A 14,454-nucleotide genomic window follows, 5' to 3' on the forward strand; every position below is an offset into this window, starting at 1 on the left:
GAAATTTCCCATTCACGCAGCACCCTCGCGCCGTCGCAGCTTGAGGGCGTCCGCCAGCCACAGCCGGGCCAGCCCGTGATACAGCGGTTCGGGCGACAGCAGGCGCGACACGCCAAAGCCAAGCATCGCGGCGGCCATGATGGGCAGGGCATGTTCCTGCGTTGCGGTCATCTCCATGACGATAACGAAAGCGGTCATCGGCGATTGCACGACACCGGCGAAATAGGCCGCCATCCCGAGCACCGCCGCAAAGCTGAGCGAGGCCGAGAACAGGCCGCCGATCAGATTGCCCAGCCCCGCACCGACCGAAAGCGACGGCGCGAACAAGCCGCCCGGAATACCCGATACGGTCGAGGCCAGCGTCGCCAGCAGCTTGGCCAGGAAAAAGCTGGCGGGCAATTGCTCACCCTGCACCGCCAGCCGCGCCTCGCCGTAGCTGGTGCCAAAGGCCATGCCGCCGCTGAGCAGCCCCGTCACCGCGACCGCCAGACCCGCCGCGCCGGCGACGACGACCAGCTTGCGTCCGGGCGCCAGCTTCCAGCGCCGGATGCGCCGGGTCAGGGACAGCACCGACCGGCTGAACCCGGCACCAAGCGCACCGCCGGCAATTCCCACCACCCCGACCAGCAGCCAGTCGCGCGGGAAATTGCCATAGGCCACGGCCTCGCCGAAATAGGTGTAGCTGCCCGAGATCGCCAGCGCCGCGATCCCGGCGATCACCACTGTCGAAAGCACCAGCCCATTGGTGCGGCTTTGATAGGTGCGCGCCATTTCTTCGATTGCAAAGACTATACCAGCCAGCGGGGTGTTGAAGGCGGCTGCGATTCCGGCGGCCGAGCCCGCAAGGATCAACCCTTTGGCCTGGGCCAGATGCCCGACGCGCGCGCTGGCCAGCATGATGGCGGCGCCGATCTGGACGGTCGGGCCCTCGCGCCCGATCGAAGCGCCGCAGAGCAGGCCCCACAGCGTCAGCAGGAACTTTCCGGCGGCGATCCTCAGCGTCAGATACAGCCTCCGCTCCTCGCCCTCCAAGGCGCGGGCGGCGATGGCCTGCGGGATGCCGCTGCCCTGCGCGCCGGGAAAATATCGTTGCGCGACCCATCCCGAAGAGATGAAGCCCGCAGGAAGCGCCAGAAGCAGCCAGGGCGAGGTTCCCCCGGCCGAGAGATGGCGGAACGTCTCGGTTGCCAGGTCAGCGAGCTTGGCGAAGGCGGTGCTGACCAGCCCGACCAGCAATGCGCCGCACCAGAAGACCATCCGCCCACGCCATTGTTCCCGGCTCGTGATCAGCGCGCGCGAGCGTCGGAGGATGCGAAACCGGGGGCGAGGCATGGGCATGTCGGATCCTGTGTCGCCAAGCAGGCAGAGAGCAGAAGGCCGGAATGAGATCTTCCCTGCATTCCATAGACCTGGTGGAGAAGACAAATGCAAACCGGGCCGGACATGACCGCCCGGCCCGCCCAGCCTCAGGTCAGTTCCCGCTTTTCGGCCAGCAGGCCCTTGAGAATGGCCCAGCAGGCGCCCAGCAGCACCAGCGTGAAGGGCAGGCCGGTCGAAACCGCCATCGCCTGCAAGGCCGTCAGCCCGCCACCCAGAAGCAGGGCGATGGCGACCAGCCCTTCGAAACTGCACCAGAAGATGCGCTGCGGCACCGGCGCGTGGATCTTGCCGCCCGCCGCGATGGTGTCGATCACCAGCGAGCCGGAATCCGAGGAGGTGACGAAGAACACGATCACCAGAACAATGCCGATGAAGCTGGAAATCGCGGTCAGCGGCAGCTGCGACAGCATCTGGAACAGCTGCAGTTCCAGCGCCGCATCGGTCACACCCGAAAAGCCGGCCAATGTCTCGGAAATCGCGGTGCCGCCAAAGGCCGTCATCCACAGGACCGAGATCAGCGAGGGCACGATCAGCACCGCGGTCAGGAACTGCCGCACGGTCCGCCCGCGCGAGACCCTGGCGATGAACATGCCGACAAAGGGCGACCAGCTGATCCACCAAGCCCAATAGAAGGCGGTCCAGCCATGGCGGAAGTTGTCGTCGGTGCGCCCGAACGGGTTGGACAGCGGCAGGATCTTGGCGCCATAGGCGGCCAGATTGCCGAAAAAGCCGGTCAGGATCTGCCAGGTCGGCCCGGTCAGGATCACGAAAAGCAGCAGCAGGACCGCAAGGATCATGTTGATCTCGGACAGGCGCTTGACGCCCTTTTCGACGCCCAGCACGACCGAGGCCGTGGCCACCCCGGTGATGATGACGATCAGCACGATCTTGGCGGTCAGCGCGGTGCTCCAGCCGAACAGGAAATGGAAACCCGCCGATGCCTGCTCGGCGCCGATCCCCAGCGAGGTGGCCAGCCCGAACAGCGTCGCCATCACCGCCAGCACATCCACGACATGGCCCGGCCAGCCCCAGACCCGTTCGCCCAGAATCGGATAGAACACCGAGCGCAGCGTCAGCGGCAGCCCCTTGTTATAGGCAAACAGCGCCAGAGCCAGCGCCACGACCGCATAGATCGCCCAAGGATGCAGGCCCCAGTGAAAGATCGTCGCGGCCATCGCCAGCCGCCGCGCGCCCAGTTCGTCCCCCGGCGCGCCGTCCAGCGGCGCCCAATCGGTGCGCACGCCGTTTTCGACCACCGGCCCGCCCAATGCGGCGGTGAAATGGCCCAGCGGCTCACTGACGCCATAGAACATCAGGCCGATGCCCATGCCGGCGGCAAACAGCATCGAAAACCAGCCGGTCAGCGAGAAATCGGGCGTGGCCTCGGGGCCGCCCAGCCGGACCGAGCCCAGCGGCGACAGGATCAGGCCAACGCACAGCAGCACGAAGACATTGCCGGCGATCAGGAAGAACCAGTCGAAATTGCTGGTAACGACGTCGCGCAATCCGCCGAAGAACGGCCCCAGCACCGAGGGGAACAGCAGCGTGGCCGCGGTAAAGACCACCACCGCGACGCCGGAGATCATGAAGACGGGGTTGTGGATGTCGAAGGCGACCGGCTTGACGCCTTCGATATTGTCCTGTCCGATCTCGTAATCGGTCGCGATGATCTGGGTCGGGCCCTCGGGCGGCGGCAGGGCCTCGATGCCGGCGTCGGCGATCAACGGTTCGGATGGGCTTATCTGTGACATGCGTCCCTTTCTCATTTGGGTTCGATCGGGCGCCGAAAGCTTCGACTCGACGCGAAATGCGCCTGGGGACCCAGAGTTTCACAGTTTCTTTATGATTGCCATCCGCAGCCGCCTGACAGTTGAACTGGGACATGGCGATGCTTGCATCATTCGAAATTCTTCCGCTGGCAGATCAAGATCGTCGTTTCTTCGAGATCCGCGAGGTGGTTCGTCCCAGGAATCGGTATTTAGCCTTGGGGATATGGGACCGGCTGACAAAATAAGGCGTTCGATCGCCGAAAGCTCCGGAGGACCGCAGCGTAGCCCAGGCGATAGTGGATTGCGATTGGCGGTGGGCTTTGCTGTAGTCAGGCGAAGGCACTTCTGAGGGAAGCAATGACGTCTTACTGGAATGGCCGACAGGCACGGCCCGACAACCTCCGGCTGTTGACCCATGAGGGTGCCTGGAAGGCGTGGGCAGATGCTGAAGAACCGATGCCGGCGGATCCAGAGCATCGGCTTCGCGGGTGCCGCTCCATCGTGACGCAGGCACTTCAGGACGTCTTGCACTCGACTAATGTGATCATCCTGCTCGGCTCAGGCGCATCGTTTTGTGCGCGAAATACGACAGGTCCTAATGCTCCGGGCATGCGGGATTTATGGGTTGGGGTGCGGGCAGCTTGCGAAGCGCACCGCGCCGGTGAATTCGATGCGGTAGTGAGGGCGCTGGTTGGAACGGCACCCGGAGTAGATCCGGACGGCAACCCGAAGACTGGCAACATCGAACGACTGCTCAGCCTGTGCAAAATGCGCCTCGAGCTTCTGTCGGTGAAAGAGGAAACCTTGAAGAATGCGCGATCGCTGGTGGACGATCCCGGGCCAGAGGAAGCCGCCGCCGTTGCGGAAATGGAAAGTCTCTCAGCGTTCGTGTCGCTGGCAGAGGAAGCGGTCCTAACCAAGGTCGGCTTCGTGAATGCGACGACGGAGCTTTCGGCGCATACGGAACTTCTTACGAAATTCGGTCGCAGGAGTGCTGACAAGCCCCGGGTCAAGATTTTTACGACGAACTACGACTTGTGTATCGAGGAGGCGGCACTCCGGCTCAATGCGGTTCTCGTGGATGGATTTTCGCACAGCGCGCGGCAGCGATACAATCGAGACAACTTCGATCATGATATCGTCCGCCGGCGCAACGGCACCGCACGCGCAGACTTCGTCGACGGTGTCTTCCAACTCTACAAACTGCATGGCTCTGTCGACTGGAGACGTGTCGGCGACCACGTCTTCCGCAGTTTGGATATGGATTTTGAGCACGGCGCACCCGTCCTGATCTACCCCCGGTCTACGAAATATCAGGAGGCGTTCGATAGCCCCTATCTCGATATGTTCGCGGCATTGCAGGCCGGGTTAAGGGAGCCCGATACGACACTGATCATCGCGAAGACCCCGCCCCACCGGACGGCGCTGTTGCGCAAATCAGCCGATGACCGGACTTCCCCTTTCCCCGGGCACACCTATCCTGCAGCCACGGTCATCGGGATACCGAGTGCTGTGAAGCGGTTGAGGACCGCCGCGCGGATCTGGACCTCTGCCACCTGGCGGTCGAAGTCTCGCGACATCAGCCGCTGGCCGAGCAGCTTCACGCAGTTCATTTTTGTTTCGACCCTGCTGCGGCGGTGATACCCGCTCCAGTTCCGCCAGAGCGCCCGGCCCAAGCGCTTCGATGCTCGCAGGATCTCGTTGCGCGCCCGGGCTCCGGCTGTGTCCGGCTTCCATGGCCTCGCATTCTGTCTCGGCGGTATGATAGCTGCAGCATCGCGGGCGGCGATGGCGTCATGGCAGGCACGGGTGTCATAGGCACCGTCGGCGGTGACGGTGGCGATCTCCTCCTCCGCCGGGATCTGGGCAAGCAGGTCCGGCAGCATCGGCGCATCGCCAACACTGCTGGAGGTGACCTCGACGTAAGCGTTTGCAGGGGATCACGGGCGGCTTAGCTTGCCGGCCTGAAGTTCCAGGGCAGCAGGTCGTCGATGCGGCTTTGCGGATGACCGCTGGCGATGGCGGTGAGCGTGGCCTTGAGGTAGGCGAAGGGCTCGATGCCGTTGATCTTGCAGGTTTCGATCAGCGAGGCGATGCGGCCCCAGGCGATGCCGCCTTCGTCGTGACCGGCGAAGAGTGCATTCTTGCGATTGAGGGCCATCACCCGTTCATTCTGCCCATGTCGGGCAATTTGTTGAGGTGCATTACCGGTGGCACGCGCTTTTTGGCCGACAGTTTCGGGTTGAGCGTGTCGACCGACGCAAGTCCGGTCAGTTTGTCCATATCGAGGTTCTGCCTGGCATCTTCATGGTCGTGGCCGCGTGGATGCTCGACCCGGCGGCTTGCACCGGAATGGACCTCGGCACGCCGCGCGTATCGCTCGCGGCCCTGTCGGATCTCGATGACCTTCTGACTCGGCGCGGTCTTCGGCGAAGCTCTTCCGGTGATATCATCGCCGGAAAGGAACAGACCGATGCAAGACCTGCCCACCGGGCCGTCGCGCCCCAGGCAATTGCAGATGCAGTTCGACTCGGAGCGGTTGCGCGGAATGAGCCCACGGGAGCGCCAGCAGGTATTGACGCGCCTGGCCATTCTGCTGGCCGAAGCAGCGGGAGCGAGCGAGCTGGAGGGAGGCGATGATGGACGGTGATGTTCTTCCACCGGCCATCCTGCAGCGCAAGGCGGTGGTCTATGTGCGCCAATCGACCCCGGCCCAGGTGGAGCTCAACACCGAGAGCCGGCGACGGCAGTATGAACTGGTCGAGATCGCGCGTCGTCGTGGTTTCAGGACCGTGGATGTGATTGACGACGATCTTGGCCGCTCCGCCAGCGGCATGGTGGCCCGGCCCGGCTTCGAGAAGCTTGTCGCCGCCTTGTGCGCCGGGGAAGTCGGCGCCGTGCTCTGCTTTGACGCTTCGCGGCTGGCACGCAACGGCAGGGACTGGCACCACCTGCTCGAACTGTGCGGGCTTGTCGAGGCGCGTGTCATCGACCTCGATGGCATCTACGATCCCTGCCTGCCGAACGACCGCCTGCTGCTCGGCATGAAGGGCAGCATCAGCGAGTTCGAGCTTGGGGTGATCCGGGCGCGCATGCTTGACGCCGCCCGGGCGAAGGCGCGCCGTGGCGAACTTCGGATCAGCGTGCCGATCGGCTATATCTGGCATCGCGAGGCCGGCCTCGGCCTCGATCCCGACTTCCGGCTCCAGCAGTGTCATCCGGCTGGTCTTCGAGCGATTCCGCCAACTCGGCAGCGCACGGCAGACGCATCTGTCGCTGGCGGCGGAGGGGGTGTTCTTTCCGCGCCCCTCGGACGGCAAACGCCTGACCTCCTTCGATTGGACAGCGATCCGCTATCGCAACGTCATCGGGCTGCTGAAGAACCCCTTCTACGCAGGGGCCTATGTCTATGGAAAGAGTGAGAAGCGCATTGAACTGGTCGACGGTCGCGCGCGTAAGACCTACGGCCATGGCAAGCCGCCTGAGGCGTGGGACGTGTTGATCCGTGATCATCATGCCGCCTATATCGATTGGGCGGAATACGAGCGGAACCAGATGCTGCTCGCAGCCAACGCCTATGGACGTGCGGGAGGACAGAAGTCCGGGCGGGGCGGCCGTGCTCTTCTTGCCGGCATGCTGACCTGCGGGCGCTGTGGCCGCGGTCTGGCCGTCGCCTATGTCGGCGCCCCGCCCGGCCGTCCGACCTATCGCTGCGATCGGCCCAATCTCATGCTCGGCCTGCCGCGCTGTCTCAGCTTCGGTGGATCCCGTGTGGACGCCGCGATCGCATCGGAGATACTGCGCGTGGTCGAGCCGATGGCGATCGAGGCCGCACTGGAGGCGGAGCGGATGCACAGGGAAGGAGAGGCCGAGCGCCGGCGCGTAGCCGAACTCGACCTGCAGCAGTCAGAATACGATGCTTCGCTGGCGGAACGGCGCTATGCTGTCAATCGGCGTTGAATGGTGCCCCCTTATCGGCGTCCAAAAGTGACCCCTTTGGCGCGCGGGTGAGCAGGCCCGTGGCGGCGTAGCTTTCCAGCTGGCGCAGCCGACGCGGGCCTGCGTTTTGGAGGGCGGTCAAGCTCGTGTTTTGATGCGCCAGCTGTCGTTGCCGGTTTCGACGATGTCGCAATGGTGGGTGAGACGATCGAGCAGCGCGGTGGTCATCTTCGCGTCTCCGAAGACGGTCGGCCACTCCCCGAATGCCAGGTTGGTGGTGACGATGACGGAGGTCTGCTCGTAGAGCTTGCTGACCAGATGGAACAGCAACTGACCGCCGGACTGTGCGAATGGCAAGTATCCGAGCTCATCGAGGATGACGAAGTCGAGCCGCATGAGATGCTCGGCCAGGCGGCCCGCCCGCCCTGCACGGGCCTCGGCCTCGAGCCTGTTCACGAGGTCCACAACATTGAAGAAGCGGCCGCGAGCGCCGTTGCGGATGGCAGCGCGCGCGATCGCCACGGAGATATGGGTCTTGCCGGTCCCGGTGCCGCCGACCAGCACGACATTGCGCTGCTGGCTGAGGAATTCCCCGCTGGCCAGCCCGATTTCAGATGCCGCAGGAAGGGGCGGTAGTTCACGGCGATGTGGGCGCCCGCACCCAGCACGAACAACCACGAAAGCCATTCGTGGACGAAGGTGACGTAGCCGGGCACGATGTCGAAGAACATCATGACGCCGGTTCCGAACATCAGAACCGAGGCGCCGATGGTCAGCGGAGTCGCCCAGCGGCGCATGGTTATGGCTTCGGCCATGTCGGAACCTTTCGAGTTGGGCGGGTGCAGGCCGGGGAGCAGGCGTCAGGCCAGCCTTTCCCGTCCTGCGGATGGGCCATCCGCAGCGATCCTCGCTATTTATCACCGCCTATTGTGTATTATGCACATAATTGAGCATGCGGCCCACGTCAAGCTGAAACGTGCAAAATACGCATATGTGGCATCACGGGTCAGCTCTCTTTGATGAATCCGATCCCGCCGGAGATAGTGCCACGACGGCAATACCGGCCAAGGCCAGCCCGACAAGGGCCATGGCCCACCCGGTGAAATGCTGGCCCTCGATCAGCAGCCCCCCGGCAATCGGTGCGACGATGTTGATCAGCGCGGCCATGGACTGGGCCATCCCCATCGCAGCACCCTGCGAGGTGGCGGGCACGATGAGTGAAAGTGCGGCGACAAGCGTGGGCCGGGCCAAGGCGATGCCTGTTGCGGCCATCACTATTCCGGCCGCCAACGCCGGGACCGTGCCGACAAGGCCGATGATCATGAACCCGATGGCGAGGAGGCTGAAGGAGGCCATGGCCAGCGTCCTCTCGCGCAGGGCCTTGCCAAGGAGCGGCATCACGACGACCTGCACCAGAATATTGATCGCTCCGGCCGCAACGAACACGAACCCGATCTCTGTCGGATCGAAGGGCCGGCCTTGCCATTGGAAGCGGGCGTGCAGCACCAGGGCGAATTGCGATCCGAACAGGCTGAACGCCATGAACAGCAGGGCGAGCGCCGCAAGAAGGTGCTTCACCTGCGGCAAGGCGAGAAGACCGCCGATCTGCGCCAGGAAAGGTGCTGGCGCTGGCTTGTGGATCGGCTGCTGTCCTTCGGCGGGAAGCAGGAGGCAGGTTGCCAGGATGCTGGCCAGGGAAACGACTGCGGCGACTCCGAACGGCACGGCCAGTCCCATCGGTGCCAGAACACCTGCCAGCGCCGGTCCGACCATCGTGCCGACACCCATCGCGGCACTGACGAAGCCGATGGCCTGTCGCCGCTTGTGGGGCGCAGTCCGGTCCGACACATAGGCGGTCGCGATCGAGATGTTGCCTGCCGACAGGCCGCCGAGGATTCGAGCGGCGAACACGACGGCAAGATTGGGGGCCAGGGCGAGCAGGAGGAAGCTCGCACAGGTTCCGATCTGGCTGGCCACCAGCAGCCGCTTGCGGCCGAACAGGTCGGAGGCTTTCCCGAGGATCGGCGCGGCCAGCAACTCGCACAGCGAAAAGCTGGCCAGCAGCAGGCCGATGGTCAGGGGCGTGGCTCCGAACTCGCTTGCGTAGAACGGCAGCAGGGGCAGGATCATGCCCAGACCAGCACTTTCCACCGCGACAACCGCCAAGATCGGGGGCAGGGGACTCCGATCCGGCGCGGCGGGCTCCTCGGGCATCATCGGACTGTTTCCTTGCATGGGAGATCAGTCGGCCCGCGCCGCCGTTTCCGGGTCCACCGCCGGCAGATGTCGCCAGGCGATGGCTGCGGTCAGTGCGACGAGGGCGATGATCACGCCGGTCCAAAGGCCGTAGAGCGCCTGTCCTATCAACAGCCCGGCGAAGACCGGGGAGGCGACATCGGTGAGCGCGATCAGGGATTGGGTGGTGCCGATGACGATCCCTTGCCGTTCCTGCGGAGCATGGACCGACAGAGCCGAGAAGAACGTCGGGCGCGCCATCGCATCGCCGAAGCTGACGCAGAGGATAGCGAGAACGAGGACCGGAAGCGTTGTCGCAAGACCCACCGTCATGTAGCCGGTGGCGACGATGGCACAGATGAATATGATCAGGCGACGTACGGTGAAGAACCGTCCCAGCCAGCGCAGCAGGAACAGTTGCACGAGGATGTTGATCGCTCCGTCCGCCGCCAGCACATAGCCAAGCTCGCGCGGGCCGAAGGGATTTTCCGGTGTGACGAAACTCGCCTGGAGGTAGTTGGCAAGCTGCGAGCTATACATCCCGTAGGCGAAGAAATAGCAGAGCAGCACGACGACCAGCACGCGGATCAGCGGCGAGCCGACGATTGACCTGAACGAGACCTCGCGCGATGCGTCGGGGGTTTGCGATGCGGCCGGGCTGCGCTTCAGCCAGAGTGCCGTGACGGTGAAGCTGACAGCAGACAGCACCATCGCGGCGTAGATCGGTGCGGTCAGCGAGATGTCGGACAGATAGCCGGAAATGCCTGCCCCGACGATGCCGCCCAGCCCTACCCCAGCGTGGAGGGTGCCGATCGCCTGTCTTCGATTGGCGGGCGAACTGTGGTCGGCGGCATAGGCGGCTGCGGCGGCAAAGGTTCCGCCGGTGAAGCCGAACAGCATCCTTGCCAGCAGGACAGGGATAACGGCCTGAGCCAGGCCCAGCAGCAGCAGGCTGACGAAGGCTGTGGCTTGCGTGGCGAGCAAGATCCGCTTGCGCCCCAGCCGGTCGGAGAGTTGGCCGATCAGCGGTGCCGCGACCAGGTGGGTCAATGCCTCGGTGCCCATGACGATGCCGAGGATCAGCGGTGTGCCGCCCATCTCCTGGATATAGAATGGCAGGATCGGCAGGGTGGAGGCGGCGCTGGCAGCATAAAGGCTGACGACCAGGAAGACCGGCAGCATCAGCCGCCAATCGAGTCTTTCCGGGGCGGCATCGTCCGCAGTTGCTGCGTCGTTCATCTCGCGATTCCTTCTGTTGGCGCGCATCTGCGTCGCGAATGAGCGTCGGGAAGTCGGTTGCTGCCGCCCGCTCAATGTGTATCATGCACATAAATGTGGCATGCCTCCGGCGTCAACAGAAAACGTGTATCATGCACATTATATTGACGCAGCGCTTCCCGCCATGATATGTGCTTTATACACACATCAAGAAAGGAAGCCGCCATGAAGGCTCTGGTTGTGCAGGACTACGGCCGGTCGCCGGCCTATACCGATTTCCCCGATCCGGCCGTAGGCCGGGCGAGGTTCGGGTTGCCGTCAACGCCGCCGCGATGAGCCAGGTGGTCAAGGGACGGGCCGCAGGCAGCCACTACAGCGCATCGGGCGGGCTGCCCTTCGTCGCTGGCATCGACGGTGTTGGTCGCCTTGATGACGGGCGCCGGGTCTGGTTCGTCCTGCCGCGCGATCCCTTTGGCAGCATGGCAGAGCAGACGGTGGTGCCAGTGGCGCAGTGCCTTGTCTTGCCGGACGATCTCGATGACCTGACGGCGGCGGCCATCGCCAACCCGGGCATGTCATCCTGGGTCACCTATACCGAGCGGGCGCGGCTTCAGCCTGGCGAGACCGTTCTCGTCAACGGCGCTACCGGAACCTCGGGCAGGCTTGCCGTCCAGATCGCCAGGCACCTGGGGGCGGGGAAGATCATCGCCACCGGCCGCGACGCCGAGGCTTTGCGCGAGGTCGCCGCTTTGGGCGCGGACGTGACGATCCCGCTTACGGAGGATGCGGCTGCCCTCGAGGAGAGGTTCAAAGAGCAGTTCGCGCAAGGCGTCGATGTGGTCGTCGACTACCTTTGGGGGATGAGCGCGGAATGCCTGCTGATCGCTGGGGCCAAGACCGGACGGCCCGGCACTCCGATCCGCGTGATCCAGATCGGCTCGGTCAGCGGCGCGACCATCACCCTTCCGAGCGCGGTTCTGCGGGCTTCCGCGATCGAACTCATGGGCGCCGGTCATGGCGCCGTCCCGCTCGACCGTCATCTTGCGGCGGTGGAGGCGCTGCTGAAGGCGGTGGCGCCCGCGAACCTGAAAATCGCGTTCCACGCAGTCCCGCTATCAGACGGCACTCGAGCCTGGGATCGGGACGACAGCCGCAACCGCACGGTGTTCGTGGTCTGACATCCGGCTCGCTCCGGGCCTATCCTACTCGCTTCGGGTAGGCTCGGCGCTCATGCTGTCGGCGAGCATCTTCATCAGCCGGATCAACTCGTCGAAATCGTCACGTTTCCAGTCCTTGAACAGCGAAAGCACCATCTTCTCCCGCGCGGCATCAACCGCGTCCGTCGCGGCCTTGCCTTTGGTCGTGATGACTGCCTCGCGCACCCGCTTGTCAGAGGGGGAGGCGCGGCGTTCGACCAGCCCGATCTCCTCCAGCCGGGCGATCTGGCGGCTTACGGTCGTGTAGTCGCGCCCGACACCATCGGCCAGTTCGACCACCCCGATCGGCCCCCGCCGCTCGACCGTGACGAGCAGCGGAAACAGCGCCCTCTCCAGCGTAAGCCCCGCGATTTCCAGCAGTTGCGCATCCCGCTCGGGGCGGTTCATCAGGCTGGCGATGTCCATCAGCGCCCGATGCAGCTCGGGCAACATCTTCCTGATATGTGTATGATGCACTTTTATCGTTGACACGCGCAGACCCTCCATAATATGTGCATCATACACATTGGAGAGAACGATGAAAGCGCAAAACCCTGTTGCGGTGCTGATCTGTGGCGCCGGTGCGTCGGGTCTTACCCTGGCGGTCGATCTGGCCCGTCGTGGCGTGGCCTTCCGCATCATCGAGAAGATGGACCAGCCCTTCGCCGGCTCGCGGGGCAAGGGCATCCAGCCGCGGACGCAGGAAGTGTTCGCGGATCTGGGCGTCCTCGACCGTGTGGTGGCGGCAGGCGGTATCTACCCGTCGATGCGGGAATATCGCGCGGATGGCACCTGGATCGAGAAAGACATGGCTGAGCGGCATGACCCGACGCCCGCCGAGCCCTATCAGATCGCGCTGATGGTTCCCCAGTTCCTGACGGAGCGGGTGCTACGCGAGCGTCTGGCCGAGCTTGGCCACCGCGTGGAGTTCGGCACCGAACTCGTCGGGTTCGAGCAGGACGAGAAGGGCGTCACCGCGCGGCTGGTGGGTCCGGATGGCGAGGAGACCTTAACCGCCCGCTATCTCGTCGGCGCCGATGGTGGCCGCAGCTTCGTGCGGCGCACGCTTGGGGTGGAGTTCCCCGGCAAGACGCTGGGCGTGCGCGCCATCGTCGCCGATGTCGCGTTGACCGGCCTTGGACGCGATGCCTGGCATCAGTTCAACGATGGCGACATGCAGCGGATGGTGGCGATCTGCCCGCTTGCCGGGACCGACCTGTTCCAACTTCAGGCGCCCATCCCGCCGGAGGGCGAAGCCGATCTCTCTGCCAAGGCGCTGGAGGGAATGATACTGGATCGGACAGGCCGCAGCGATATCCGGGTGCATTCCGTGGCCTGGGCTTCCGCCTATGCCATGAACGCGCGGCTCGCCGAATGCTACCGGGTCGGCCGGGCGTTCCTGGTGGGGGACGCCGCCCATATCCATCCGCCGACCGGCGGTCAGGGCCTGAACACCAGCGTGCAGGATGCCTGGAACCTCGGGTGGAAGCTGGCAGCCGTGCTGCATGGCGCGCCGGATGGGCTGCTCGACACCTACGAGGCGGAGCGGCGCCCGGTGGCCGAAGCGATGCTGGGGCTTGCGACCGGCCTTCTTGACGCGATGAAACGCGGAATGACGCGGCGCGGCCGCGAGACCCGCCAGCTCGACATCGGATACCCCGAGTCGCCGCTGGCCCTCGATCCCTCCGGACGGCCCGGTATCCTGCTCGCCGGGGATCGCGCGCCCGACGCTCCGCTACGCGGCGCTGCTGGACTGTCCCGCCGCCTGTTCGACCTGTTCAGCGGCCCTCACTGGACGCTGATCGGCTTCGAGGCTGAGCGCGACATCATTGCGCCGAGAGGCGGGCTGCACATCCACCGGGTCGGCCCCGGCCAGGAGCTTGAGGACGAGGACGGCCACCTGCACGCCGCCTATGGCCTGGCACCCGGCGAATGGGTGCTGGTGCGTCCCGACGGCTATGTCGCCGCGATCGTGTCCATGCAAGATGTGGCTCTTTTGGAGAGTTTCCTTGCCGAGGTAGGAGTGGCGGGAGCACGCTCTGGAGACCTGAAATCGTAGCCCCGTGATCTGTTGACATTGATCGCTTGAAATTCAGTTCATGCTGGTGGTTTCGAGCGCAAATATGGGCGTTTGCCTACGCGGCTGTTCGAAATATCTCTCGAAGTATTTCTGGCTCAACCTGGCGGAGCATGGGAAAGATGAGAGTGCTTGGTGGCAAGTGAAGATGGTTGTCCGCCCCCGCAACCAGAAAACACAAAGATATCAGCGTGTTAAGCCTCCCTCGGGAGGCTTTTTGCATTTGGGCTTCCTGAAGCCCGGAAGCATATCGGAAGCAATCGATCGGAAACCACAGCGGGAAATCGGCGGTGTCACATTGCCGTGATTAATGGCTTGCCGTCGCTTGATCCATATCCGCCACTAGGCTCTTGAGCTACTCCTTCTCGTCCACGAGCCGCGTTAGCGGCTTGCCGTCGGGCAAAACAATGCCGACAAACTTCGCCTTCGGCTTGTAGAGTGCGGCGAGGCTCAACTCGTGCTTTCGGCAGACCGGCCCCCCCATTCTTTGATCATCCCGATAATCTGCGTCTCGGTGAAACTGCTTTCATGTCATCCGCTCCCTCTCGGATGTCCCGCAAGCTCTACGTCGCAGCGAAGGAGCTTCTGGGGGTAGGTCAGCATGCAGAGAGAGCAAAGACATAGAATTATAAAATAGTGA

Annotated in this window: 10 protein-coding genes and 6 pseudogenes; 6 read left to right on the forward strand and 10 right to left on the reverse strand. The window is 64.2% G+C overall.

Annotation, left to right across the window (positions count from 1 at the left end; all coding sequences use genetic code 11):
- Positions 1 to 12: 12 nt before the first annotated feature.
- Both BLT64_RS12975 and BLT64_RS12980 read right to left on the reverse strand, forming a co-directional pair.
- Positions 13 to 1,257: a chloride channel protein gene (locus BLT64_RS12975; protein ID WP_114669397.1), complete on the reverse strand. Its 1,245-nt coding sequence runs from the start codon at positions 1,255 to 1,257 to the stop codon at positions 13 to 15.
- Positions 1,258 to 1,466: 209 nt separating this feature from the next.
- Positions 1,467 to 3,131, reverse strand: a complete 1,665-nt coding sequence (locus BLT64_RS12980; protein ID WP_011749308.1) for a BCCT family transporter — start codon at positions 3,129 to 3,131, stop codon at positions 1,467 to 1,469.
- Positions 3,132 to 4,016: 885 nt separating this feature from the next.
- Here BLT64_RS12980 and BLT64_RS27370 point away from each other — a divergent pair.
- Positions 4,017 to 4,364, forward strand: a pseudogene (locus BLT64_RS27370) (hypothetical protein); the annotation flags it as partial.
- A gap of 260 nt (positions 4,365 to 4,624) precedes the next feature.
- Here the strand turns inward: BLT64_RS27370 and BLT64_RS12990 are convergent.
- The 3 genes and pseudogenes from BLT64_RS12990 to BLT64_RS26865 form a co-directional block, all read right to left on the reverse strand.
- Positions 4,625 to 5,071 (reverse strand): annotated as a pseudogene (locus tag BLT64_RS12990) (IS5 family transposase); the annotation flags it as partial.
- Between the two features lie 29 nt (positions 5,072 to 5,100).
- Positions 5,101 to 5,316, reverse strand: a pseudogene (locus tag BLT64_RS12995) (transposase domain-containing protein); the annotation flags it as partial.
- Entirely contained in the window at positions 5,310 to 5,741 is a 432-nt protein-coding gene (locus BLT64_RS26865) for a hypothetical protein (protein WP_028710128.1), read from the reverse strand. The gene BLT64_RS26865 and the pseudogene BLT64_RS12995, both read right to left, overlap by 7 nt.
- Before the next feature lie 47 nt (positions 5,742 to 5,788).
- On the opposite strand from BLT64_RS26865, the pseudogene BLT64_RS27375 reads away from it, so the two are divergent.
- Positions 5,789 to 6,220 (forward strand): annotated as a pseudogene (locus tag BLT64_RS27375) (recombinase family protein); the annotation flags it as partial.
- 52 nt (positions 6,221 to 6,272) lie between these two features.
- On the forward strand, positions 6,273 to 7,109 hold the full coding sequence (locus tag BLT64_RS27380; RefSeq protein ID WP_231486813.1) for a recombinase family protein: 837 nt from the start codon (positions 6,273 to 6,275) through the stop codon (positions 7,107 to 7,109).
- 117 nt (positions 7,110 to 7,226) lie between these two features.
- On the opposite strand, the pseudogene istB reads toward BLT64_RS27380, so the two are convergent.
- The 4 genes and pseudogenes from istB to BLT64_RS13020 form a co-directional block, all read right to left on the reverse strand.
- A pseudogene (gene istB, locus BLT64_RS13005) lies at positions 7,227 to 7,691 on the reverse strand (IS21-like element helper ATPase IstB); the annotation flags it as partial.
- Between the two features lie 41 nt (positions 7,692 to 7,732).
- Positions 7,733 to 7,903: pseudogene (locus tag BLT64_RS27630) on the reverse strand (DUF4405 domain-containing protein); the annotation flags it as partial.
- Positions 7,904 to 8,087: 184 nt separating this feature from the next.
- The gene (locus BLT64_RS13015; protein WP_011749312.1) at positions 8,088 to 9,305 is read right to left on the reverse strand and encodes an MFS transporter; all 1,218 of its coding nucleotides are present in this window, start codon (positions 9,303 to 9,305) and stop codon (positions 8,088 to 8,090) included.
- Between the two features lie 24 nt (positions 9,306 to 9,329).
- Positions 9,330 to 10,562, reverse strand: a complete 1,233-nt coding sequence (locus tag BLT64_RS13020; RefSeq protein ID WP_011749313.1) for an MFS transporter — start codon at positions 10,560 to 10,562, stop codon at positions 9,330 to 9,332.
- A 311-nt stretch (positions 10,563 to 10,873) separates the two neighbouring features.
- Between BLT64_RS13020 and BLT64_RS13025 the strand changes: the two genes are divergently transcribed.
- Entirely contained in the window at positions 10,874 to 11,719 is an 846-nt protein-coding gene (locus BLT64_RS13025; protein WP_011749314.1) for a quinone oxidoreductase family protein, read from the forward strand.
- A 24-nt stretch (positions 11,720 to 11,743) separates the two neighbouring features.
- Here BLT64_RS13025 and BLT64_RS13030 read toward each other — a convergent pair whose 3' ends face one another.
- Positions 11,744 to 12,190 carry a MarR family winged helix-turn-helix transcriptional regulator gene (locus BLT64_RS13030; RefSeq protein ID WP_197029418.1) on the reverse strand — a complete coding sequence of 149 codons (447 nt, stop codon included), beginning with the start codon at positions 12,188 to 12,190 and terminating at the stop codon, positions 11,744 to 11,746.
- Positions 12,191 to 12,275: 85 nt separating this feature from the next.
- Here BLT64_RS13030 and BLT64_RS13035 point away from each other — a divergent pair, with 85 nt between their 5' ends.
- Both BLT64_RS13035 and BLT64_RS26395 read left to right on the forward strand, forming a co-directional pair.
- On the forward strand, positions 12,276 to 13,796 hold the full coding sequence (locus BLT64_RS13035; RefSeq protein WP_011749316.1) for an FAD-dependent oxidoreductase: 1,521 nt from the start codon (positions 12,276 to 12,278) through the stop codon (positions 13,794 to 13,796).
- Between the two features lie 40 nt (positions 13,797 to 13,836).
- Positions 13,837 to 14,121 carry a hypothetical protein gene (locus BLT64_RS26395; RefSeq protein ID WP_128493034.1) on the forward strand — a complete coding sequence of 95 codons (285 nt, stop codon included), beginning with the start codon at positions 13,837 to 13,839 and terminating at the stop codon, positions 14,119 to 14,121.
- The last annotated feature ends 333 nt before the right edge of the window (positions 14,122 to 14,454 follow it).

The sequence above is a fragment of the Paracoccus denitrificans genome (assembly GCF_900100045.1).
GTDB classification, from domain to species: Bacteria; Pseudomonadota; Alphaproteobacteria; order Rhodobacterales; family Rhodobacteraceae; genus Paracoccus; species Paracoccus denitrificans.

Bases quoted from the DNA above. Each gene is read 5' to 3' on its own strand.
- BLT64_RS12975 (WP_114669397.1), bottom strand. From the start codon at position 1,257: ATGGTCTTCTGGTGCGGCGCATTGCTGGTCGGGCTGGTCAGCACCGCC.
- BLT64_RS12980 (WP_011749308.1), bottom strand. From the start codon at position 3,131: ATGTCACAGATAAGCCCATCCGAACCGTTGATCGCCGACGCCGGCATC.
- BLT64_RS26865 (WP_028710128.1), bottom strand. From the start codon at position 5,741: ATGGCCAGGCGCGTCAATACCTGCTGGCGCTCCCGTGGGCTCATTCCG.
- BLT64_RS13015 (WP_011749312.1), bottom strand. From the start codon at position 9,305: ATGATGCCCGAGGAGCCCGCCGCGCCGGATCGGAGTCCCCTGCCCCCG.
- BLT64_RS13020 (WP_011749313.1), bottom strand. From the start codon at position 10,562: ATGAACGACGCAGCAACTGCGGACGATGCCGCCCCGGAAAGACTCGAT.
- BLT64_RS13025 (WP_011749314.1), top strand. From the start codon at position 10,874: ATGAGCCAGGTGGTCAAGGGACGGGCCGCAGGCAGCCACTACAGCGCA.
- BLT64_RS13030 (WP_197029418.1), bottom strand. From the start codon at position 12,190: ATGTTGCCCGAGCTGCATCGGGCGCTGATGGACATCGCCAGCCTGATG.
- BLT64_RS13035 (WP_011749316.1), top strand. From the start codon at position 12,276: ATGAAAGCGCAAAACCCTGTTGCGGTGCTGATCTGTGGCGCCGGTGCG.
- BLT64_RS26395 (WP_128493034.1), top strand. From the start codon at position 13,837: ATGCTGGTGGTTTCGAGCGCAAATATGGGCGTTTGCCTACGCGGCTGT.